The organism is Rosenbergiella nectarea (genome assembly GCF_900111105.1).
In the GTDB taxonomy this organism is placed as follows: Bacteria; Pseudomonadota; Gammaproteobacteria; order Enterobacterales; family Enterobacteriaceae; genus Rosenbergiella; species Rosenbergiella nectarea.
Genome location: NZ_FOGC01000003.1, coordinates 2,945 through 25,437 on the forward strand (window position 1 = coordinate 2,945; position 22,493 = coordinate 25,437).

Genomic DNA, 22,493 nt, shown 5'->3' on the forward strand with positions numbered 1-22,493 from the left:
AAAGCCTATACGTTTACCACAGAGGAAGATCCACGTATTACCCTCATCTGGACGCCCGACAGTTCAGGTGTCAATGTTCCTACAAATACAGGTAACCCGTACCCAGTCAGGATAACGAACCCGGTCGTAGTGGATCCGCTGCCGGAAGATAGCAGTATTGACGCAACGACCAATCCGGACCCGGAAGAAAAGAATTTTGCGGATTATATTCTTATCTTGTCACTCTCGGATATTCCGCCGATATATGTTTATTTAAGTAAAAGGCCTGAAGATCCAATTTGGACTCTAATAGGGAAAATCACAAAAGTTGAAAATGCATACAACCACAGGAAAAAACATAGCTTAGACTTTCCTGAGTTAGCTAACTCTAAAGAGTATGTTGATGCTACCCATGATTTTGTCAATAATCTTCCAGAAGGGAAAATAACAAAAATAAGAAGTAATGGTGATATTCTTTATATCATTCTGAAAGTAATACTTTGGGGATAAAATCCAAAGATGGTGCACCAAGAACGATGTTTAAACCAACTGACAAGATGGACTACTGGAATGATCAATAATTTATATCCATGCCCGTGCTGCGGAAAATTGGTGTTTGAATCTTTAGGTGAACATGATATTTGTCTTAACTGTAATTGGGAAGATGATCCTTTTCAGTATAAAAACCCAGACCGAAAAGGGGGGGGAATAGAATGAGTCTAAATGAAGCTAGAGAAGCCTATCAACAAGGCAAATTAATTATATAAAAAACATTTACGAAGAACTCTTTTAATGCCAGTTAAAGCATCTCATCAGGAGGTGGTGATTGGTTCAAATGCTGACGTAGCAAGGAAACTTTTGAAATGATGAAAAAATACAGTATTCTAGGAATCGATTTTGATCTTGAACCTATAAATATATTTGATGAATTATCGACTATTGATTTTTCGCAGGGTATAGAATCACAAGTAATGGTCTTAGATGAGGCTTTATTACAATTATCATTTAAGTCTGGGATTATTGTTGATGTTGGTTGGTATCCCGCGTTTGAAAAGAATGGCGAATTTATTATTAATCGAATAGCTAATAGTTGTTGGGAGGCTCCCGAGGATAAATATAGTGTGGGATGGGATAAAAATAAACTAATATCGAAAATTAAAAAAGCAATTGGATGAAATAATGAATCGTTCAGTATATTTATGCCCTTGTTGCCACAAATATGAATTTTCGGATATTAGGAACTATGAAATTTGTCCGGTTTGTAAATGGGAAGATGATCCTGTTCAAGAAGAAGATCAAACTTATGGTGGTGGGGCTAATGTCATGAGTTTGAACGAAGCCCGTAAGGCCTATGCTGAAGGAAATAAAGTCAAATAACATTTAACGCTGATTTGATTGGGCAGCACACAAGGCATGTTGTGCTGCTTGATTCCTAACCATCGAATACCCAGCCAAAGCATACCAACTGTTGCGATCCGTCGCTCACCACTACCACCAATCAATTGATTTAGTAGATCGATAACTAGATATCGATAGCTTTTGACGATTTAAGATTCTTAATCGCTCGATTATTCATTCGTTTTAAGCGAACGATAATTATGATAGCGATAGTTCTAGGCTATCATTTGGTTTTTGTTGATAGATTTAAACGATATGATGAGAGTGGAAAATAATACAATCCTATCAATTATTTAAACAGGCTTTTCGCGGTTATGGTGTGATCCGGCTAGTAATAGGATCTCTTCTAGTTTCAACCGCGAAGAAATTTACCTAAGCCATCAGTCAGCTTGTATTCCTTCTCAAGGGATTTTGCATTTTTTGCTTTAATATCAGTCAGTGACATGAAAACACCCCCTCGATTGTTGGTAAAAGTCAAACCGAACCAGCTTTACCAGCTTTTTACCAACAAAAGGGTGTAGCTTCGAGTGTTTTTTTAATAGACGTGAGTAGACAAGCTTGAAGGGTTAACCAATTGATAGAAAGCAAAAAACCAGACGTCAGTAGACATCTGGTTTCTTTAATTTGGCTCCTCTGACTGGACTCGAACCAGTGACATACGGATTAACAGTCCGCCGTTCTACCGACTGAACTACAGAGGAATCGGGTTAACGCGGCGAATCCTAACGATTCATCGCCGCGATGTCAAAGCCAAAATGATACCCTTGGGTCTGAACGAATAAGAAAACGGCAATTTGTTCAAAAAGTAGTTTAACTTACTGATTAGATTGAGCTAGTCCTAACTTTTTCATCCACTCTTCAACAGAATCTTGACTGCTGATATCAGGTTGCACTAAGCCGTTGACCATAAAGCTGGGTGAAACGTGAATACCATTTTGCCGAGCATATTTCGCCTGACGCTTTACCAAATCTTGCAAATCGGTTTGGTCAAAAATTTCTCGGACATCCACGCCACTGTATGAGACTAGACGCTGTAGGAGTTGTTCGGGTGTGGTATGTAAGTTGGGCCCGCGACAGTGGTCGATAAATTCAAACTCTTCGCGGTGATCGGCCACACTTTGCATAACGGTCTTCACAGCAGACTGACCTTCATTGAGCGTGGATGCCGCAAGGATATAACGGACTATTATTCCTGAAAACATATGCCAAGGCTGCGACTGGAGTCGGATTTTGATTTGTAGCTGTTCCGGTCCAGCCGCGTTAAGGAGCGCAGGAAGTTTATTGAAAGCCAGTGCAGAAAAAGGGCAGGTAGGTTCCAGAAAAACGTCTAAAACTAACTCCCCTTTGCCCCAGGTTAGGCTCTGCTCGCTATGGCGAAACAGTGTATCAGTCATATTGCTTACCTTAGAAGTTTGATCGTTAATGGATCAAGGGTGGCAAAGATAATTCATATTTTCCAGTGAGTTGCTGTATTACTCCGCAGGCCCCGCTTTACGTCCGGGTTGTGCATCGAGGCTTTGCCCGTGAGTCGTAAGACTATCGTCGCCCATTAACCATAAATACAGCGGCATAATGTCACTTGGGGTCTTTAACTTCATACTGTCTTCACTTGGGTAGGCGTTTGCCCGCATCTGGGTACGTGTACCACCCGGATTGATGCAGTTGACTCGAACCTTGGTATTAGCGAGTTCTTCTGCTAAGACTTGCATCATCCCCTCGGTGGCGAATTTGGACATCGCATAAGCTCCCCAACCTTCGCGGCCTTGGCGCCCAACACTTGACGTAGTAAAGATTAACGATGCTTGTTCTGCATTATGTAACAAGGGCATCACTGCTTGCGTAAGATAAAAAACGGCATCGAGATTGACGGTCATCACTTGTTTCCACAAGGTGGCTGGTGTCTCCATCAGAGGTGAAATTCTGCCGAGCATCCCAGCATTGTGTAACACACCGTCCAAGGTGGGCGCCACTAAAGCAATATGCTGTGCTAACTCTTGATAATCATCAGGTTTAGCGGTGGCGAAGTCTATTTTGAAAAGAGAAGGAAACTTGCCGAATTTATGGTGTATCTCGGCACCCACGTGGTCGAGCTTCTGTTGGTTGCGGCCAAGAAGGATGAGCCGGGCGCCGTGACGCGCATAAGTCAGCGCCGCTTCATGTCCAATTCCCTCTGTTGCACCAGTGACAAGTATTGTTCGATTTTTTAAAAGATCGTTGGGTGCTTGATATTGCATAGCGTTTTCCTTAAGCAGAAGAGATGAGCGGTTATGCCGATTCTGTGGCTATGTTACAATTATAGGCGATGACTCACCACGACAGATTATTACAAATAATTAATTTTACCGTCACTTACCCCCAGAGGAGAATAATGTGGGTTTTACAGCAGAATATGGCTTGTTCTTGGCCAAAAGTGTGACCTTGCTTGTGGTCATCGTGGCCCTAGTAATCTTTATTGTGAATCAGCGCGGAAAAACTAAACAGTCTCCCGGTGAATTACTGATTCGTGAACCGGGTAAAGAGTTTGAACAACTGCAAAAACGTCTAGAACTTGCCCTCGTTGATCCCTCAGCACAGAAACAGTGGCGTAAGACAGAAAAACAGAATGAGAAAGCGCGAATAAAAGAAGAGAAAGCGAATGCTAAAGTTGGAGGGGCACCTAGTAAGCCCGTGCTCTTTTTATTAAGTTTTAAAGGAAGTATGGATGCGCATGAAGTGGAAACGCTTCGCAAAGAAGTGTCAGCGGTGCTGTCTGTCGCGAAACCGGGGGATGAAGTCTTACTCAAACTCGAAAGTCCTGGTGGCGTTGTCCATGGTTACGGATTGGCTGCCTCACAACTCCAGCGGATCCGCGATAAGGGTCTTCCCCTCACTGCAGTGGTCGATAAGGTCGCCGCGAGCGGCGGCTATATGATGGCATGTGTCGCAAACCATATTGTGGCGGCGCCTTTTTCTATTATTGGTTCAATTGGGGTTGTGGCGCAAATTCCCAATATTCATCGTTTACTTAAGAAAAATGATATCGATGTCGAGTTGCATACGGCAGGGCAATACAAACGTACTTTGACGATGCTGGGTGAGAACAGTGAAGAGGGTCGTGAAAAATTCCGCCAAGACTTGGACGAAACCCATCAACTATTTAAGTCATTCGTGGCGGAAATGCGGCCAAACTTAGATATCGATAGCGTGGCCACTGGCGAACATTGGTATGGCAAACAGGCTCTCGAGAAAGGCCTCATTGATGAGATTTCGACCAGCGATGCGCTGATCATTAGTAAGATGCAACAATTCCGGTTGTTAAGCATCAGTTACGCGCGTCGTAAGACCCTCCTGGAGCGTTTCACTCAAAGTGGTGCATCGGCATTGGAAAAGGCGATTCTCAAGGTGTGGCAACGGGGTCAAACGCCGTTTCTGTAACAGGTTTTTTTTTCGGTCAAAGCCTCTTTTCGAAGGGGCTTTTTCGTCCCTATTAGGATAATTATCCTGCCTATTTTCTTCTGGGGTTATCCCGCAAGTCGCTAGAATTAATGTTGCGAAACTGATTTTATCAGGTACAGTGTGGCGATTTAGCGTAGCAGACTATTAGGTCTGGTTTTATGATAAAACTAGAAACTAAATTATTTTAATCAGTTGGTTATTTCCCGCTGGGATGCCACAATTGTGCTATATAACATATTCTGTAACAGAATTTAGCGGGTAATGAATATTATCCATCAAAGTTTTTTCACGTTCATTGAACGTTTCTATTAGGTAGATTATTTATGGGTAAAGCACTTGTAATAGTGGAGTCACCTGCAAAGGCCAAAACGATTAATAAATATCTGGGCAGTGGCTACGTTGTCAAATCAAGTGTGGGTCACGTGCGTGACTTACCAACAAGTGGTTCGGCAACAAAAAAAAGTGGGACTACCAGTAAAGCGAAAGGGACTAAAGCGGTTAAAAAGGACGCCACCGAGGCGTTAGTGAATCGTATGGGTGTCGATCCTTGGCATGGCTGGAAAGCAAACTACCAAATCCTACCGGGTAAAGAGAAAGTGGTTGCCGAGCTGCAAGCCCTTGCAAAAGATGCCGACCATATTTACCTCGCAACGGATTTGGACCGTGAAGGGGAAGCCATTGCGTGGCACTTACGAGAAATTATTGGCGGTGATGATAAACGCTTTAGTCGCGTCGTCTTCAATGAGATCACTAAGAACGCGATTCAGCAAGCTTTCGAAAAGCCAGGGCAATTAAATATTGACCGAGTCAATGCCCAACAGGCGCGCCGCTTTATGGACCGCGTTGTAGGCTATATGGTCTCCCCCTTACTGTGGAAAAAAATTGCGCGTGGACTCTCCGCCGGGCGAGTGCAGTCTGTGGCAGTTCGTTTAGTCGTGGAACGCGAGCGTGAAATTAAAGCCTTTGTCCCGCAAGAGTATTGGGAAGTGGACACGAAACTCAACACCCCAAAAGGTGATGAGCTGCTGATGCGTGTCACGCACAAACAAGACAGCGCGTTCCGTCCGACTCACAAAGCTGAAACTGATGCTGCCGTTACATTACTGCAAAAGGCTCGTTTTGAGGTGCTCGATCGTGAAGATAAGCCGACGAGCAGCAAAGCAAGCGCGCCTTTTATTACCTCAACCCTGCAACAAGCGGCCAGTACACGCCTGGGTTACGGTGTGAAAAAGACCATGATGTTGGCGCAGCGTCTGTACGAGGGCGGACACATCACCTATATGCGTACGGACTCAACCAACTTGAGCCAAGACGCCATTATCATGGCACGTGATTACATCCAATCAGAGTTTGGTAATAAGTATTTACCGGAGTCAGCAACCCTCTATTCGAATAAAGAGAATTCCCAAGAAGCGCACGAAGCTATTCGTCCTTCTGATGTGTCAGTCGATGCAGAGCAGCTTAAAGATATGGAAGCTGACGCTTGTAAGCTATACCAACTGATCTGGCGTCAGTTCGTTGCTTGTCAGATGACGCCTGCCCGTTATGATTCGACAACCTTAACGGTTAAAGCGGGAGAATTTTTACTCAAGGCGAAAGGTCGAACATTACGCTTTGATGGCTGGACGAAAGTGATGCCAGCCCTACGTAAAAATGATGAAGATATGACTTTGCCTGTCGTCAAGGTCGGCGACGAGCTAGATTTACAGGAGATCCTACCCCGTCAATTATTCACTAAACCGCCAGCACGCTTCAGCGAAGCCTCTTTGGTTCGTGAATTAGAGAAACGTGGGATTGGCCGCCCGTCTACCTATGCATCCATTATCTCGACTATCCAAGATCGTGGTTATGTGCAGGTAGAGAACCGCCGCTTCTACGCTGAGAAAATGGGTGAAATCGTTACCGATCGCTTGGAAGAAAACTTCCAAGAATTGATGAATTATGATTTTACCGCGCGGATGGAAGATAATCTGGACCAAGTCGCTAATGATCAAGCGGAGTGGAAAGGGGTGCTTGACACTTTCTTCGGTGACTTTAGCCAACAGCTCACGCAAGCGGAGAAAGATCCCGCGGAAGGGGGCATGCAGCCCAACCCGATGGTGCTGACTTCGATCGATTGCCCAACCTGTGAACGGGCAATGGGGATTCGTACCGCAACCACCGGTGTCTTTTTAGGCTGTTCTGGCTACGCTTTACCGCCTAAAGAGCGTTGTAAGCAAACCATTAATCTTATCCCTGAGAGTGAAGTATTAAATATTCTCGAAGGGGATGATGCGGAAACGAATGCCTTACGTGCCCGCCGCCGCTGCGTTAAGTGTGGTACGGCGATGGATAGTTATCTCATCGATGAGAAACGTAAACTGCATGTATGCGGTAATAATCCATCGTGTGATGGGTATGAAGTTGAAGAAGGCGAGTTCCGTATTAAGGGTTATGATGGCCCAATCGTGGAATGTGATAAGTGCGCCAGTGAAATGCACTTAAAATTGGGACGCTTTGGCAAGTATATGGCCTGTACCAATGAAGAGTGTAAAAACACTCGTAAAATTTTACGTAATGGTGAGGTCGCCCCTCCGAAAGAAGATCCTGTACCATTGCCAGAATTGGTTTGTGAAAAATCAGACGCATACTTCGTGTTACGCGATGGTGCCTCAGGTATCTTCCTTGCCGCGAATACTTTCCCTAAATCACGGGAAACCCGTGCGCCGCTTATCGAAGAGTTACAGCGTTTTAAAGCGCGATTACCGCAGAAATTTATATACCTGACCGAAGCGCCAGCAACGGACCCGCAGGGTAATAAAACATTCGTCAGATATAGCCGTAAAACGAAGCAGCAATATATTTCCTCTGAAAAAGAGGGTAAAGCCACGAATTGGACGCTGTTTTACCTTGATGGTCGTTGGCAAGAAGCCAAAAAGTAACTTTAGCATGCACGCCTTTTCAGGGCGTGCATGCCTCTCTAGCCCGCATCACCTCTTAAAACTGTTATAACCAATTATTCTTTCTGAATATAAATAATGTTATCATGGTTATAGAAATTCACTTTCCCCCGCCTCTCTGGGCAGCCTAGCCTCTACCTCGTAGCGTGTTAAGGAAGATTAATGAAATTACAGCAGTTACGTTATATCGTCGAAGTTGTTAACCATAATTTAAACGTTAGTTCGACGGCTGAGGGGCTATACACCTCACAACCCGGCATCAGCAAACAAGTTAGAATGCTTGAAGATGAACTGGGGATTCAAATCTTCTCACGTAGCGGCAAACACCTCACGCAAGTCACACCGGCAGGTCAGGAAATTATTCGTATCGCTCGTGAAGTCTTATCGAAAGTCGACGCGATTAAGTCGGTAGCAGGGGAACACACGTGGCCTGATCAGGGCTCACTATACGTTGCAACGACCCATACCCAAGCCCGTTATGCGCTCCCTGAAACGATCAAAGGCTTTATGCAGAAATACCCACGGGTTTCGTTGCATATGCATCAGGGCTCGCCGACGCAAATTGCGGAGTCAGTTTCAAAAGGGAATGCGGATTTTGCTATCGCGACAGAAGCGCTGCATCTTTATGATGACTTGATTATGTTGCCTTGCTACCACTGGAACCGTTCGATTGTGGTGCCACCTTCACACCCCTTGGCACAGAAGAAAGAGGTCACTATCCAAGAGCTGGCCGAGTATCCGTTGGTGACTTATACCTTTGGCTTTACAGGTCGCTCAGAACTGGACACTGCGTTTAGCCACGCGGGTCTCACCCCAAAAATTGTCTTTACTGCAACGGATGCAGATGTTATCAAAACCTATGTGCGATTAGGGTTGGGCATTGGCGTTATTGCGAGTATGGCGGTCGACCCAATTTCTGACCCTGATTTGGTCGGAATCGATGCTTCCAATATCTTCACCCATAGTACGACGAAGATTGGCTTTCGCAGTAGTAGTTTTCTACGGAGTTATATGTATGACTTTATTCAGCGCTTTGCATCACATTTGACTCGAGATGTCGTTGATACGGCGATTGCCTTACGGTCGAACGATGATATTGAAGCGATGTTTAAGGATATAAAGCTGCCTTTTAAGTAGAGTAGACAGAGTTTGATGTTCCTTCAGAGTCTTAGTCAAGCTTAACTTGATCGTCATCATGGGCAAGTTTCAAATTCTCGCCATACTGCACAGCTTAATAGTGGTTAACCCATAATAGGTAAGAATTATGGAACATCAAACAGAATCACCCGAAGCACATGGCCCGACTCATCGACTCTCGGTTAAGTCCATATGGATTCTGAGTATTGGGTTTTGTGTGGGTTTTTGGGCGTTAGTTGGCTATCTACTTTGGGTGTTTTTACGCTAATGGCTTCTTGAGGGGAAGGTCAAATTAATGAGAACCGAGTTCCTGCTTAAGAACTCAGCCCCATTCATCTCTGCATTTTTATCACAAATCCCCAAGGTTTATGAACGTCCCAGTAAATGGCCTAGCTTGGCTGCTTTAGTATCAAGATAATGACTATTTTTAGGGTTGCGTCCAACCTGAAGCGGGACTCTTTCGGTGATTTTTATTCCGGCCTCACTGAGCACTCTGACCTTTTTGGGGTTATTGGTCAGTAACCGAATTTTATCGACACCCAGCAGAGTCAGCATGTCGGCACAGAAAGAGAAATTACGTTGGTCCGGTGCAAAACCCAACGCCTCATTAGCTTCGACGGTATCATAGCCCTTATCCTGCAGAGCATAGGCTTTGATTTTGTTGATTAACCCTATGCCTCGACCTTCCTGACGATGATAAAGCAAGATCCCACGTCCTTCTTTCGCTATAGCATCTAATGCCGATTCGAGTTGAAATCCACAATCACAACGCAAACTAAACAGAGCATCTCCCGTTAAACATTCGGAATGAATACGTGTGAGAACGGGGGTTTCGCCAGTGATGTCACCAAACACTAGCGCAACATGATCTTTTTGCGTAGAAATTTCTTCAAAGCCGACCATGAGAAACTCGCCCCATTGAGTGGGAAGCTTGGCCTCGGCTACACGTGTTAACTGCATTACATACCTCAGACTTTAATTTATACTCAATATTTTGAAGCTTACCCTTATTCTGCCATAGTCTCAGCATAAGTCTGTAAGATGTCCAAGAAAAAGCACATCAAGATACTATTGTTACGAGGAAATATGATTAAGCAGCTAAAGCAATTAACTGTCGGCGCAATATTGTTATTATTGCCGGCGCTGTTGGCACTGGCTTACGGGTGGCATTGGAAGGGAGAGTATAATACAGTAACCGACTATCCCTTTTATCTGTTTACCCAAACGGTGACGCGGCCATGGGGTATCCTTACCTCTCTAATTCTCGCTTTGGTACTTTACCGTCATACAACATCCTCTTTACGTAATGTGGGAGCCTTACTTTTATTAATCGTTGTCGTGGTGTGGGGCGGGCAGGGGATTAAATCGCTATTGAAACCTTATTTTGCCGAACCACGGCCCTATGTCGTTGCGCTAATGGAAGCAATGCATCAAACACCCGATGACTTTTATCAACATCCGAAGTCAGAGCGTCAACAGCTTGTCCGCCAGGCCGAAACCTTTTGGCCGACATTGCCAAACTGGCAGCAGCGACATTGGCAACATGAAACAGGGTATTCGTTTCCTTCTGGACACAGTTTCTTTGTAGCCAGCTGGTTATTACTCTTCTATAGCTTATTGAGTTTTCGAAAATCTTGGCCAGTGTTAATTATCGTTACGCTGTGGGCATGGGCGGTGATGTGGAGTAGAATGCTGTTGGGCATGCACTGGCCGAGAGACCTGATCGCTTCTGTGGTAATCGCTTGGGGCTTTACGTTCATTGTGTTGGTGGTTCACAACGTCTTATCTCAGCGGCGGTCGTAACCTGGTTTTTTTACCAATTTCGATTGTAAAAGCGTGAATGATCCCCATACTATAAGCAGTAATTGGTAAATTTTTTTTAATTCAATTTGATTAAATAGTTGGTTCGTTGAATCAACGGTTTGAAGGGATGCCAAGTGAAATTCAAATATTTGCTACTATTCATTGTCGTTTTATTCATTTTCATTGTTTCCTTCACGCTTGGAGCAAAAAATGAACAATTAGTGACCTTCAACTTTTTAGTGGCGGAAGGGACATTCAGATTATCGACTTTATTGGCATCTTTGTTCGGTATCGGCTTCCTATTGGGATGGGCGATTTGTGGTCTATTCTGGTTACGTGCCCGTGTTGCCTTAGCTCATGCGAAAAATAAAGTCATCAAACTTGAACAACAGCTCAGTAAGTAGCATTAACGTTATGTGCGATGAACCGCTCTATTTAGGATCAGACGATGCTTGAATTGCTGTTCCTACTATTACCCGTTGCAGCCGCCTATGGGTGGTATATGGGAAGAAGGAGTGCCCAGCAAGGTAAGCAACAAGAGGCCAATCGCCTGTCACGCGAGTATGTGACAGGTGTTAACTTTCTATTGTCAAATCAACAAGATAAAGCAGTTGATCTCTTTCTCGATATGTTGAAAGAAGACGCGACGGACGTCGAAGCCCACTTGACGTTAGGTAATCTCTTTCGTTCTCGTGGTGAAGTCGACCGCGCAATAAGAATTCACCAATCCCTTATGGAAAGCACATCGCTGGACTATGATCAGCGTCTGCTTGCCATGCAACAATTGGGACGAGATTATCTGGCAGCAGGATTCTATGATCGTGCTGAGTCGATGTTCAAGCAGCTGATCAATGAAAATGACTTCAAAGTGAGCTCACTCAAACAGCTCCTATCTATCTACCAGTTAACGAGCGATTGGCAGCAAGCAATCGATATTGCAGAGAAACTGGCCCGGGCCGAAAAATCTCCGCAAGGTAACCATATCGCCCATTTTTACTGTGAATTGGCTCTTCAAGCCATGGCAGGTGACGATTTGGAAAGGGCGTTAACGCTGTTACGCAAAGCCGAATCAGCTGATAAGAACTGCGCGCGCGTTTCGATCATGTTTGGCAGGGTATGGACCGCTAAAGGTGAACCGGTTAACGCAATTCAGGTGTTGCAAAAAGTTCCTGAACAAGACGCTGAAATGATCAGCGAAGTGTTACCGTTAATTAAAGAGTCCTATCAGCGCTTGGGGGATATGAGCCAATGGCGGTTATTCCTAGAACAATGTGTAGAGAAGCATCAGGGAAGTATGGCCGAACTTTATCTGGCAGAAGAGATTGAGTCTCAACAAGGATTAGAGCCCGCTCAACATTTTCTTGAAGCGCAACTGCATTCTATGCCTACGCTGAATGGTTTCCATCGACTTGTGAACTATTATTTAGAAGGCACTCAAGATGGACGTGCTAAAGAAAGCTTAGCCGTACTTCGAGATATGGTAGGGGAACAACTGCGGTTAAAACCTCGCTATCGTTGCCAAAAATGTGGATTTACTGCTCATGCCATTTATTGGCACTGCCCATCCTGTAAAAGTTGGTCGACCGTAAAACCCATGAGGGGATTAGACTCATAAAAAAAACGCGCACTTTAGTTACAACATACTTATAGTGATTTAAGTCACGCCGCACGTTGGCATTGTCACTGGTTTAGTTAAGCAGGTAAAATAACGAAGAAATGGTGCCTATCTACTGTAAGGAATAATATGTCTGTAACGTCACCCGTCATTGTGGCCCTCGACTTCGACAATTTGGATTCAGCCTTGGCCTTGGCTGATCAAATCGACTCGAAAAGTTGTCGTTTAAAAATCGGGAAAGAGATGTTCACACGTTTCGGACCAGAGGTTATTCACGCCTTACATCGTCGTAATTTTGAGCTATTCCTTGATTTGAAGTTCCACGATATTCCCAACACTGTGGCTAAAGCGGTCACTGCCGCTGCAGACCTTGGTGTGTGGATGGTCAATGTTCATGCGGGTGGGGGGGCTCGGATGATGGAAGCCGCTAAGCTTGCATTGGAGTGTTATGGCAGCACAGCACCTCACCTCATCGCGGTAACCGTGTTAACCAGTATGGATCAATCCGACCTGAACGGCTTGGGCATTCAAGATACGCCCTCACAGCATGCCGCAAAATTGGCGCATCTCGCGCAATCATCGGGTCTAGGTGGGGTCGTCTGTTCTGCACAGGAAGCGGTACACTTCAAGCAAGAGTTTGGTAAAGAGTTTCTACTGGTCACACCGGGGATTCGCCCAGTAGGGAGTGAGCAAGGTGATCAGCGCCGCATCATGACGCCAATCGATGCGGTGAATGCCGGAGTAGATTATATGGTGATCGGTCGCCCTATCACGCAGTCAGCAGCGCCGGAGCAGACCTTACAACACATTTTACGTTCTCTGGAGCCCACAGTATGAAAGATGATGCGCCGTTAGTCTATACCACCGATGGGGGACGGATCACCCCAGCCAAAGAAATCGTTGCGCGTCCCAAAGGAGACGGTATTGTGCGACTAAGTCGTCAAACCAGCGGTCGAAAAGGTAAGGGGGTCTGCGTCATTACAGGTCTCGATTTAGAGGATGTCGCACTGCAGCAACTCGCCGCTGAACTGAAGAAAAAATGTGGCTGTGGGGGAACGGTCATTGAAGGAAGTATTGAAATACAGGGTGACAAGCGTGATTTTCTAAAAAGTTATTTGGAAGGTAAAGGTTATCGCGTCAAATTAGCGGGCGGTTGACCCTATCAGAGGAGGCCGGTGCGCGCACCGGCTTCAATATTAATTGCCTGACTGATGGCCTATCACACCACCTAACGCTGCGCCACCGAGCGTCCCCAAGCCGTCACCATGGGTTAATACTGATCCACCAATGGCACCAATCCCTGCCCCAATAGCGGTATTTCTGTTTCTCTTAGACCAGTTAGAGCAACCACTTAACACGGTGACTAATGTCAACGCAATCACTGCTTTGACCATGGTTTTATTATTAAATGTCATAAATTCTCCTTGTGGAATGGTGTTCACACCAGAGGTGTCCATTCAACCAATCAGACTAGTAGTTATGTTGGGTTTTTTATTAGCAAGTATTAAGGATTTTAATTTGCACTCAATCTCTAATATAGGTGAATTCTCTTAAATAGGGCATTATTGACCTTATTTTACAATTAATCACTATTAAAACGTCTTTTGTAGAACAACTGCATCTATTAACCTCTTTTTTGAGCGAAAAAAAACCACCCCTAAGGGTGGTTGTATATCGTATCATGTCACTAGGCAATAGGTCGGGCGACCACTGAGCGAGTCTCCATTCTCACTTCGGCGATCGTCACCTCGATAATATCCGTGACACGATAGCGTTCTTCACCTTTGACCATCGCAGTGCCTAGTTCCTGGCTGCAGACGAGCTCATCACGCACCGAGTGAATGAAGGGTGCAGGGATAAAGGCGACAGCACCGTTATCGACTAAGCGGATGCGCATTCCTCCGCGGCTAATATCGATGATTTCAGCAGTGAATTTTTGATCCGTGCCCGCGAAAGGCTGTAAATAGCGAGCATAGAGCCAATCACCCACATCGCGTTCAGCCATACGATGCTGACGTCGGCGTTCGGACATACGCAAGGTTAAGGCTTCTTCCGGCTTGGTATCTTGTTGATTTAAGATAATTGACTTCAGAAGGCGATGGTTAACCATATCGCCATATTTACGAATAGGAGAGGTCCAGGTGGCATAGGCATCTAGTCCTAACCCAAAATGTGGACCTGCAGAGGTACCAATTTCAGCGAAGGATTGGAAACGACGGATACGGCTGTCCAGGTATTGTGTAGGCTCTTCATCTAAGCGGCGGCGCAATACTTTAAATCCATCAAGTGTCGCGATCGACGAGGCGTCAACCGTAATCCCGTGGTTAGCAAGAATTGCACTCGCTTGCTCAGCGTTTTGTTCGTCGAAGCCGCTATGGAGGTTATAAATACCAAAACCAAGCTGGTCGCGTAATACTTCTCCCGCCACGATATTCGCTGTGATCATCGCCTCTTCAACCATCTTGTTGGCGACTCGGCGTTGCTCGGTAATAATGTCCAACACTTCGCCTTTTTCACCTAATACGAAGCGATAATCAGGGCGGTCACGGAAAACGAGGGCATGAGTCTTACGCCATTGATGGCGTGTGCTGCAGAAGCTTTGTAATAAGGTAATTTGTCGAGCAATGGCTTCACTCTCTGGTTGCCAGTCGCCCGTATTTTCGAGCCAATTTGAAACGTTGTCGTAAACCAGTTTCGCTTTCGATTCGATCCAAGCAGCATAGAATTCAGGCGTGCCGACGATAGCGCCTTCACTATCGATAGTGATATCACAGGCTAATGCTGGGCGTTTTACGTTCGGGCGTAACGAGCATAAATTATCAGAAAGTTCACGCGGTAACATTGGGATATTGAAGCCCGGCAGATAGTTTGTAAAGGCACGTTCTGCTGCAATGTTATCTAAAGGCGTGTTAGGGGCGACCCAGGCTGTCGGATCGGCAATCGCTACCGTCAGACAAAGTTTTTCATCGTCGAGTTGTCGGGTAAATAATGCATCATCCATATCTTCAGTTGATGCACTGTCGATAGTGACGAAATCGAGTGCGGTGAGATCACGACGCTCGAGCGTTTCAGGTTGAAACGCGGGTAAGTCTGCTTCGGGCGCACTTCGACCTAAATTATGACGTGACAGTGTCACCCACCACGGCGCAAGATGATCATCCACGAAGGTAATGAACTCAGTCAGTTCTGCGTAAAATCCACGATCACCTTTGAGCGGATGGCGTTTCATCTCTGCAACGGCCCAATCACCCGCAACAAATTCGTGATTAACATCACGCGCAGGGCGGCACTGGATAGCCTCTTTTAATAAAGGATGGTCAGGAATAATAGATAGCCGATCATCTTTTTTCTGTACTCTTCCCACGAAACGACTGAGGAAAGGTTCAATCAGTTTCTCTGGCTCGGCGCTTTCTTTATCTTTGTTTGTTTGGATCACCGCGCTGATTTTATCGCCGTGCATCACTTTTTTCATCTGTGGCGGGGGGATAAAGTAGCTTTTTGGGCCTTCAACTTCTAAAAAGCCGAACCCTTTATCGGTTCCCTTGACCACACCTTCAACGCGTGGGGTCTGGTCATGCAGTGTCTGTTTTAGCTGCGCCAGCAGCGGATTATCTTGAAGCATAATTTTCAGTCATCTGTGGCTAATTGGCGGCAACCAGTTTTACGCGAATCGGTACGTTGCGGCAAGACATTAATCGCGCAATTAGCGGGTGGGAGTGGAATGACAGGAGGAATTAAGCAGGTACTGAGCGTACCTGCTTAAAGATATTATTTAAGTTCTAATTCGTTCATTGCTGCGATGCTGAAACCGCCGTCAACGTGAACCACTTCACCGGTGATGCCGCCAGCTAAGTCAGAACATAAGAATGCAGCGGAGTTACCCACGTCTTCAATAGTCACGGTACGACGGATAGGTGTTACCGCTTCACAATGAGACAACATCTTACGGAAGTCTTTGATGCCTGATGCTGCCAGAGTACGGATTGGACCCGCAGAGACGGCGTTAACACGTACGCTATCAGGACCCATTGCGTTAGCCATGTAACGAACGTTCGCTTCTAATGAAGCTTTCGCTAAGCCCATAACGTTATAGTTAGGGATCGCACGCTCAGCACCCAGGTAAGAGAGGGTCAATAACGCTGCGTTAGGATTCAGCATTTCACGGCACTCTTTCGCCATGGCAACGAAGCTGTATGCACTGATGTCGTGTGCAATTTTGAACCCTTCGCGGGTCACAGCGTTTACATAGTCGCCGTCTAATTGATCTGCAGGAGCAAAACCGATTGAGTGGACAAAACCGTCAAACTTAGGCCAAGTTTTCGCTAATTCAGCAAACAGCGCCTTGATGCTTTCGTCTTCCGCAACATCACATGGCAGGACGATATCAGAACCGACTTCTTTAGCGAATTCTTCAACACGACCTTTTAGTTTGTCATTTTGGTAGGTGAAAGCCAGTTCTGCGCCTTGTTTGTGCATCGCTTGTGCGATACCCCAAGCGATAGATAACTTACTTGCTACACCTGTAATAAGAATGCGTTTACCTGAAAGAAAACCCATAATATTTATCCCTTAACTATCAGTATTGTTAGCAGATACTGTCTCTGCAAAAAAGTTGGCGCGATTCTAACACGACTTTTCTTCGATAGGCTAATTTGGCGCAATGGGTGGCGAAAGTTTAAGCAAATTGACTAGTCGTTGCGCCATGCATCTGACGTCAATCCACTCCCAAAATGGCTGTTGATTAATTTTCGCGTTAAGTCATGAAGGGGGCAGGCCAATACATCGGCGGTCCCTCCGCGTTCAACCACTTCACCTTCGCGCATCACGATAAGTGAGTCGCTGACATGTTTCATCATGCCGATTTGTTGCGTGACATAAATATAAGACAGCCCATCACGCTCTTGCAATTCCAACATCAAGTTGACTAATTGTGATCGCATCGTCATATCTAAAGAGGTCATGGCCTCATCAGCAATCAAGATCTTGGGTTGTAATATCAGTGCCCGAGCGAGGGCAAGACGCTGACGTTGACCCGGCGCCAGCATATGAGGATATAACCCTGCATGCTCTTTAAGTAATCCGACTTTTTTGAGCGTGGCGATGATATGTTGATAACGCAGCTCATCGGTCAATTCGCTATTTAGTCTGAGGGGCAGATCGAGGATTTGACTGATACGTTGCCGAGGATTCAATGATGCGGTTGGGTCTTGTGAGATCATCCGAATAAGCGGGCTGCGAAAACGATAATCACCATAGACCAAGGGCTGGTTATTGATCAGCATCTCTCCCGAAGTGGGGGCGACCATCCCCGCCAGCATTTTGGCTAAGGTTGATTTACCTGAACCGTTCTCCCCGATGATGGCTAGGGTTTGCCTCTCCTTCAACGTGAAGCTAACGTTTTTCACGGCATCAATCTGTTGAGAGCGAAACAGTCCAGTCTTATATCGAAAGGTTTTGCTCAGATTCCTAACTTCTAATAGGGTTTCTAACATGGTTAACTCTCGATATTAAGCGGGAAATGGCAGGCATATTGATGATGCTTAGTGCCGGTCAACGGGGGGCGTACTATGCATTCTCGTTGGCCATAGGGGCACCGAGGGCCTAACCGACAGCCGAGAGGTAGATGTTCTAAAGAAGGGATTGACCCATTTAGCGTGTTTAAGCGGCTTTTATGCGGAAGCGGCTGTCCGAAGTCAGGCATTGCCCGCATTAATGCCTGGGTATAGGGATGATGGGGCGTGGCGATCAATTCTTTACTCGCGGCGGTTTCCACCGTCTGTCCACAGTACAGTACTTGAATACGATTTGACCACTGGCTCACCGTCCGGAGGTCGTGGCTAATCAATAAGATAGTTGTATTATTATTTTGATTTAAGCGTCTTAATAACCGGAAAATTTGGTCTTGTGTGGTCGATTCCATCGCATTGGTCGGTTCATCCGCAATCAACAATTTTGGTTGACTGGCCAAGGCAATCGCAATCATCACTTTCTGACATTCCCCCTCGGTTAATGCATAGGGATAACTTCGCATTATATCGCGGTGGTCACGAATCCCCACGCGATGCAAAATGTCGATGACGCGCTCTTTACGCCAAGGAAAGAGACGTTTATACCAAGGGCCTTTAAAGGTTTCACTCGGTATGGCTTGTTTCAACTGACGACCAATCGAGGCTGAGGGGTCAAGACAGGCCTGGGGTTCTTGAAAAATCATTGAGATATGACGGCCAATGATTTTACGACGCTCGCGGGGTGATAACCGAAGCAGATCAATATCGCCGAAGCGCATACGATCAGCCGTAATTCGCCAGTTATCGGAAGTCACGCCACAGATCGCTTTGGCGACCAGGCTTTTACCCGAGCCCGATTCACCGACCAGTCCGAGTATTTCGCCTTCGTTCAATAATAGGTTAACGCGGTCAACCGCCTTAATAGGCTTATTATCGTTCACAAATTCAATGGTTAAATTACGAATATCGAGCAGTGGCATCTATTTCACTCCTGCATCAACAGCGCGGCGTACACCTTCACCGAATAGGTTAATCAGTAGGATCGCACCCATAATCGCCGCACCGGGCAGCATAACCGTCCATGGCGCGACATAGATTAACTCTAGCGAATCCCCAAGTATGGTGCCCCATTCGGGTGAAGGCAGTCGAGCGCCCAAACCGAGAAAGCCTAATGCTGAAATATCAAAGATAGCGATTGAGAGGCACCTCGTTATGTCGCTGACTAACACGGGCAAAATATTCGGTAATATTGTCCCTTTTAACAATAAGAACGGGCTGGCGCCATCCATTTTTGCGGCGACGACATAAGCTTCATTCATCTCCTCACGAATCGCCAGATAGAGCGTGCGGATCATTCTCGGGGTGAGGGCAATCCATACCGCCAACATCGCGTGCCCAAGGCTCGGGCCTAGGAACGCCATCACGATAATCGCGATTAATAGTGAGGGGAGCGACAATGCAATGTCTAAGAAGTGATTGATAGTCGCTGAGCGTAATCCCCGGGTCATTCCCGCCAGAATTCCCAGCAAAAAGGCACTTACTGCAGCAAAAACAGTCGCTACTAAAGCGCTACCAATAGTTGGCATCGCCCCCGCTAATAATCGACTTAACAAGTCACGGCCAAGATCGTCGGTCCCTAAAAAGAAAGAGACGTCGCCATAACGAGACCATGAGGGGGGTAATAACTGGTAGCTAATAAACTGTTGGTCTAGCCCATAGGGAGCCAGCAACTGACCAAAAATACAGAGCAAAATTAGGGCGCCGGTCCCATAAAAACCGATCATCGCGGAGGTGTCACGATAGAAAAAATGCCATGCTCGTCGAAATGCGCCAGGAAGCCTCTCCTCCTGATAAATCTTATCGATTGGCATACCATTCCTTATGTTTGAGTGGGTCGATAATGGCACCAAAAATATCGGCCAGCATATTGATGAAAATAACTAAGCTGCCTAGGGTCATTACCCCGGCGGAGATGGCATTATAGTCAGCCTGTCGAACGGCTGTGATCAACCAGCGACCGATCCCCGGCCAGTTAAAAACCGCCTCCGTAATCATCGCTAAGGTTAACAACGTTGAAAATTGTAACCCCAAATGTGGAACGATAGGCGGCAGCGCATTATGAATTACATGGCGGCGTACAACGGTGAAACGTGACAGGCCGCGAATAATGGCCGCTTTGATATAGCCTTGATCAATAATATCCAGCGTACTGTCTCGCATTAAGCGAATTAATTCTGTCATCGGTACGATCGATAACGTGACGACCGGTAAGACTAAATGGCGTAATACGCTCAATAACATCTCATGACGTAACGGAGAGCGAGAGAGCCAAGCGTCGAGTAATGCTGAACCCGTAATCGCCGGGGCAGGATAAAGTAGATTGATGCGACCCGACACCGGAAACCAACCGAGAGAGAGCGAAAATAGCATGGTTAACAATAGGGCGAGCCAGAAGACCGGTAGTGAAAATCCGACTAAGGCGAAACCACTGATCAGTTTATCTTGCCATTTATGACGGTTAAACGCCGCGATGATCCCCAAAGGTAATCCGACCAACGTTGCCAGTATCGCGGCTAATAAACAGAGTTCAAGGGTTGCTGGGAAAACCTCAAGCAATTGCTCACTGACCGACTGCCCATTGATACTGGAGACCCCAAAGTCGAAGTGCAGCAAACCCTGTAGCCAGAAAAAATAGGCGTCGGTGAGCTTCGCCCCTTGTAAAGGGGCATGAGGAGTATAATAGCAGAGACTAAAGCTCACCCACGAAAGCAGCACTAAGGTCACAAGCAGTAAAAACAAGCGACGTGCGATATAGAGGCTCATGGTGTCACACCTTGTGTCGTGTCACGGTACACGCCCGCAAAGGAACTATTTCCAAATGGACTGAGAACCAACCCTTTAATGTCGTAACGATAAGCCTGTAGTCGCAATGATGAGGCCAGAGGCAAAATAGGCAGCTGTTGCGCTAGAATCTGCTGTGCTTGGCGATAATAGTCGATTCTGCCGGATAACTGCTGTGAAAGCAGGGCTAGGTGTAACGTGTCATCAAATTGCTCATCACACCAGTGCGCATAATTTGTGCCAGAGTTAATGCCGGCACAACTTAGCATGGGCCGGAAGAAGCTGTCAGGGTCATTACTGTCGGTACTCCAGCCGCCTAATGTTAAATCATGATTCATTGCCATTAGCTGGTTTTCTTGAAAGCGCCCTTCAACAGGTTGAATGTCAACGTGTACGCCGATTCGCGCTAAGTCGGCTTGAATCAATTCAGCTGTTTTCAATTGGCTCGGATTCCATGGCTCTGACGCAACGGGCACCAACATTTTTAAGTGAAGATCGTTGATGTGCATCTGCTTAAGCAGTTGCTTGGCTTTATCTGGGGCATATTCCGTCACGGTCGACTCGTTGTCGTAGGCCCATGATGCTCTTGGCAGCACTGATGCCGCCGTTTCCGCGGTCCCGTAATAAATCGATGCCATCAAGCGTTCATTATTAATCGCAAGCGATAACGCGCGACGAACATTAACGTTATCAAGTGGGGGACGCAGAGTGTTAAAGGCTAAAAACGCCATGTTCATTCCAGGACGTAGCGTCATTCGCAAACGGGGATCATCTCGCAAGATGGTCAGCTGGCTGGCCGCGGGATACGCGAGTACGTCACATTCGCCGGTCAATAGTTTTGAGAGACGACCCGTGCCACCCGCGCCTAAGTCAATGACTACCTGACGTAAACGGGGGACGCCTTTCCAATAAAAAGGATTACGTTGCAGGCGGATAAATTGACCACTGCGGTATTCGCTTAATTGGTAAGGGCCGGTCCCCACAGGTTGACGATCAAGCGTTTCTTGCTGATGGTCTTGGCTAAGGTGGTGAGCATATTCAGCAGAGAGAATTGGCGCGTAGTGGGTAGCCATATGCCATAAGAAGCTGGCATCGGGATGGACGAGCTTGATCTCCACGGTATGGCTGTCCAATTTTTGGACCGACTGAACACTGTTAGCAAATTGTAGACTATCAAAGTAGGGGTAATGGCCGCCATTGACTTGATGCCAAGGATGATGCGTATCAAACATCCGCGCAAAGCTGAACACCACATCATCGGCATTCATTTTTCGGCTAGGCGTAAACCATGGCGTGTGTTGAAACGCGACATCAGACCTTAGATGAAAAATGAAGGTTGCGCCTTCATCTTTAACTTCCCAGCGCTCAGCAAGAGCAGGAATAAGACGAAAGGTATAAGGATCCACATCTAAAAGTCGGTCATAGAGCTGAGCGGAGAGCGTATCGATCACTACACCGCCACTCGCAAGTTGAGGATTAAAGGTATTCACCTCACCGTTTACACAATAGACGATACCGGTATTGTGAGTTGGAGGGGCCGTGCATATTGCAGGGGTTGCGCATAGCACACCAAAACTGGCGAGCAAAGCTCGTAATATTTTCGTCATAGGGGACTAAATTAATGAACCATTAGGTAATTTTACCCTAAGCCACCACTAAAACCAATCGCGGGGCAATAATGAGGCAATAGGTGCATCATAAAAAAAGAATGAGAAACATTTGCAAATAGAAATGATAATGATTACTATTAATGCATCTGGTGATGACAGGTTATCAGATACGACATTGCTCACATTGCTTCTAGTATTTCTTGCCCGCTGACCGCGGGCTTTTTTTTGC

Annotated in this window: 23 protein-coding genes, 1 tRNA gene and 1 pseudogene; 12 read left to right on the forward strand and 13 right to left on the reverse strand. The window is 46.2% G+C overall.

Annotated elements, in window-relative coordinates:
* From BMX14_RS04580 to BMX14_RS04595, 4 genes are all read left to right on the forward strand, one after another.
* The coding region (locus BMX14_RS04580) for an S-type pyocin domain-containing protein (RefSeq protein ID WP_177173083.1) at positions 1-489 on the forward strand (489 nt) is incomplete at its 5' end.
* A 60-nt stretch (positions 490-549) separates the two neighbouring features.
* A complete protein-coding gene (locus tag BMX14_RS04585) occupies positions 550-696 on the forward strand; it encodes a CPCC family cysteine-rich protein (RefSeq protein WP_230527294.1) in 147 nt (48 codons plus the stop codon).
* A 146-nt stretch (positions 697-842) separates the two neighbouring features.
* The gene (locus BMX14_RS04590) at positions 843-1,154 is read left to right on the forward strand and encodes a hypothetical protein (protein WP_092673482.1); all 312 of its coding nucleotides are present in this window, start codon (positions 843-845) and stop codon (positions 1,152-1,154) included.
* Between the two features lie 4 nt (positions 1,155-1,158).
* Positions 1,159-1,356: a CPCC family cysteine-rich protein gene (locus BMX14_RS04595; RefSeq protein WP_092673484.1), complete on the forward strand. Its 198-nt coding sequence runs from the start codon at positions 1,159-1,161 to the stop codon at positions 1,354-1,356.
* Positions 1,357-1,735: 379 nt separating this feature from the next.
* On the opposite strand, the pseudogene BMX14_RS16370 reads toward BMX14_RS04595, so the two are convergent.
* From BMX14_RS16370 to BMX14_RS04610, 4 genes and pseudogenes are all read right to left on the reverse strand, one after another.
* Positions 1,736-1,822 (reverse strand): annotated as a pseudogene (locus tag BMX14_RS16370) (tyrosine-type recombinase/integrase); the annotation flags it as partial.
* A 180-nt stretch (positions 1,823-2,002) separates the two neighbouring features.
* Positions 2,003-2,078 (reverse strand) — tRNA-Asn (locus BMX14_RS04600).
* A 114-nt stretch (positions 2,079-2,192) separates the two neighbouring features.
* Positions 2,193-2,771, reverse strand: a complete 579-nt coding sequence (locus tag BMX14_RS04605; protein ID WP_092673487.1) for a DsbA family protein — start codon at positions 2,769-2,771, stop codon at positions 2,193-2,195.
* A 78-nt stretch (positions 2,772-2,849) separates the two neighbouring features.
* Positions 2,850-3,611 (reverse strand): YciK family oxidoreductase, encoded by a 762-nt coding sequence (locus BMX14_RS04610; RefSeq protein WP_092673490.1) that lies wholly within the window; start codon positions 3,609-3,611, stop codon positions 2,850-2,852.
* Between the two features lie 136 nt (positions 3,612-3,747).
* Here BMX14_RS04610 and sohB point away from each other — a divergent pair, with 136 nt between their 5' ends.
* The 3 genes from sohB to cysB all read left to right on the forward strand — a co-directional run bounded on the left by sohB (position 3,748) and on the right by cysB (position 8,888).
* A complete protein-coding gene (sohB, locus tag BMX14_RS04615) occupies positions 3,748-4,791 on the forward strand; it encodes a protease SohB (protein ID WP_092673493.1) in 1,044 nt (347 codons plus the stop codon).
* Positions 4,792-5,135: 344 nt separating this feature from the next.
* Positions 5,136-7,733, forward strand: a complete 2,598-nt coding sequence (gene topA, locus BMX14_RS04620; RefSeq protein ID WP_092673496.1) for a type I DNA topoisomerase — start codon at positions 5,136-5,138, stop codon at positions 7,731-7,733.
* 180 nt (positions 7,734-7,913) lie between these two features.
* Positions 7,914-8,888, forward strand: coding sequence for an HTH-type transcriptional regulator CysB (cysB, locus tag BMX14_RS04625; protein WP_092673499.1), 975 nt, complete (start codon positions 7,914-7,916; stop codon positions 8,886-8,888).
* Between the two features lie 366 nt (positions 8,889-9,254).
* On the opposite strand, the gene ribA is transcribed toward cysB, so the two are convergent.
* Complete coding sequence (gene ribA, locus BMX14_RS04630) at positions 9,255-9,848, reverse strand: GTP cyclohydrolase II (RefSeq protein WP_092673502.1); 594 nt, start codon at positions 9,846-9,848, stop codon at positions 9,255-9,257.
* Positions 9,849-9,974: 126 nt separating this feature from the next.
* On the opposite strand from ribA, the gene BMX14_RS04635 reads away from it, so the two are divergent.
* The 5 genes from BMX14_RS04635 to yciH all read left to right on the forward strand — a co-directional run bounded on the left by BMX14_RS04635 (position 9,975) and on the right by yciH (position 13,463).
* On the forward strand, positions 9,975-10,691 hold the full coding sequence (locus BMX14_RS04635) for a phosphatase PAP2 family protein (RefSeq protein ID WP_177173085.1): 717 nt from the start codon (positions 9,975-9,977) through the stop codon (positions 10,689-10,691).
* A gap of 134 nt (positions 10,692-10,825) precedes the next feature.
* Entirely contained in the window at positions 10,826-11,095 is a 270-nt protein-coding gene (locus tag BMX14_RS04640; protein WP_092673508.1) for a LapA family protein, read from the forward strand.
* A 44-nt stretch (positions 11,096-11,139) separates the two neighbouring features.
* Positions 11,140-12,306, forward strand: a complete 1,167-nt coding sequence (lapB, locus tag BMX14_RS04645) for a lipopolysaccharide assembly protein LapB (RefSeq protein WP_092673511.1) — start codon at positions 11,140-11,142, stop codon at positions 12,304-12,306.
* 129 nt (positions 12,307-12,435) lie between these two features.
* Positions 12,436-13,143, forward strand: coding sequence for an orotidine-5'-phosphate decarboxylase (pyrF, locus tag BMX14_RS04650; protein WP_092673513.1), 708 nt, complete (start codon positions 12,436-12,438; stop codon positions 13,141-13,143).
* Positions 13,140-13,463 (forward strand): stress response translation initiation inhibitor YciH, encoded by a 324-nt coding sequence (gene yciH / locus BMX14_RS04655; protein WP_092673516.1) that lies wholly within the window; start codon positions 13,140-13,142, stop codon positions 13,461-13,463. The genes pyrF and yciH overlap by 4 nt, the downstream gene beginning before the upstream one ends.
* A gap of 39 nt (positions 13,464-13,502) precedes the next feature.
* On the opposite strand, the gene osmB is transcribed toward yciH, so the two are convergent.
* From osmB to sapA, 8 genes are all read right to left on the reverse strand, one after another.
* On the reverse strand, positions 13,503-13,721 hold the full coding sequence (gene osmB / locus BMX14_RS04660) for an osmotically-inducible lipoprotein OsmB (protein WP_092673519.1): 219 nt from the start codon (positions 13,719-13,721) through the stop codon (positions 13,503-13,505).
* A 272-nt stretch (positions 13,722-13,993) separates the two neighbouring features.
* A complete protein-coding gene (locus BMX14_RS04665) occupies positions 13,994-15,928 on the reverse strand; it encodes an exoribonuclease II (RefSeq protein WP_092673522.1) in 1,935 nt (644 codons plus the stop codon).
* Between the two features lie 146 nt (positions 15,929-16,074).
* Positions 16,075-16,863, reverse strand: a complete 789-nt coding sequence (fabI, locus tag BMX14_RS04670; RefSeq protein WP_092673524.1) for an enoyl-ACP reductase FabI — start codon at positions 16,861-16,863, stop codon at positions 16,075-16,077.
* A 131-nt stretch (positions 16,864-16,994) separates the two neighbouring features.
* Positions 16,995-17,798, reverse strand: a complete 804-nt coding sequence (gene sapF / locus BMX14_RS04675) for a putrescine export ABC transporter ATP-binding protein SapF (RefSeq protein WP_092673527.1) — start codon at positions 17,796-17,798, stop codon at positions 16,995-16,997.
* A 2-nt stretch (positions 17,799-17,800) separates the two neighbouring features.
* Positions 17,801-18,793: a putrescine export ABC transporter ATP-binding protein SapD gene (gene sapD / locus BMX14_RS04680; protein WP_092673530.1), complete on the reverse strand. Its 993-nt coding sequence runs from the start codon at positions 18,791-18,793 to the stop codon at positions 17,801-17,803.
* Positions 18,794-19,684: a putrescine export ABC transporter permease SapC gene (gene sapC, locus BMX14_RS04685; RefSeq protein ID WP_092673533.1), complete on the reverse strand. Its 891-nt coding sequence runs from the start codon at positions 19,682-19,684 to the stop codon at positions 18,794-18,796. It abuts the gene before it with no gap.
* Positions 19,671-20,636: a putrescine export ABC transporter permease SapB gene (gene sapB / locus BMX14_RS04690; protein WP_092673536.1), complete on the reverse strand. Its 966-nt coding sequence runs from the start codon at positions 20,634-20,636 to the stop codon at positions 19,671-19,673. The genes sapC and sapB overlap by 14 nt, the downstream gene beginning before the upstream one ends.
* Positions 20,633-22,261, reverse strand: a complete 1,629-nt coding sequence (sapA, locus tag BMX14_RS04695; protein WP_092673538.1) for an ABC transporter substrate-binding protein SapA — start codon at positions 22,259-22,261, stop codon at positions 20,633-20,635. Before sapA ends, sapB begins: the two co-directional genes overlap by 4 nt.
* Positions 22,262-22,493: the final 232 nt, after the last annotated feature.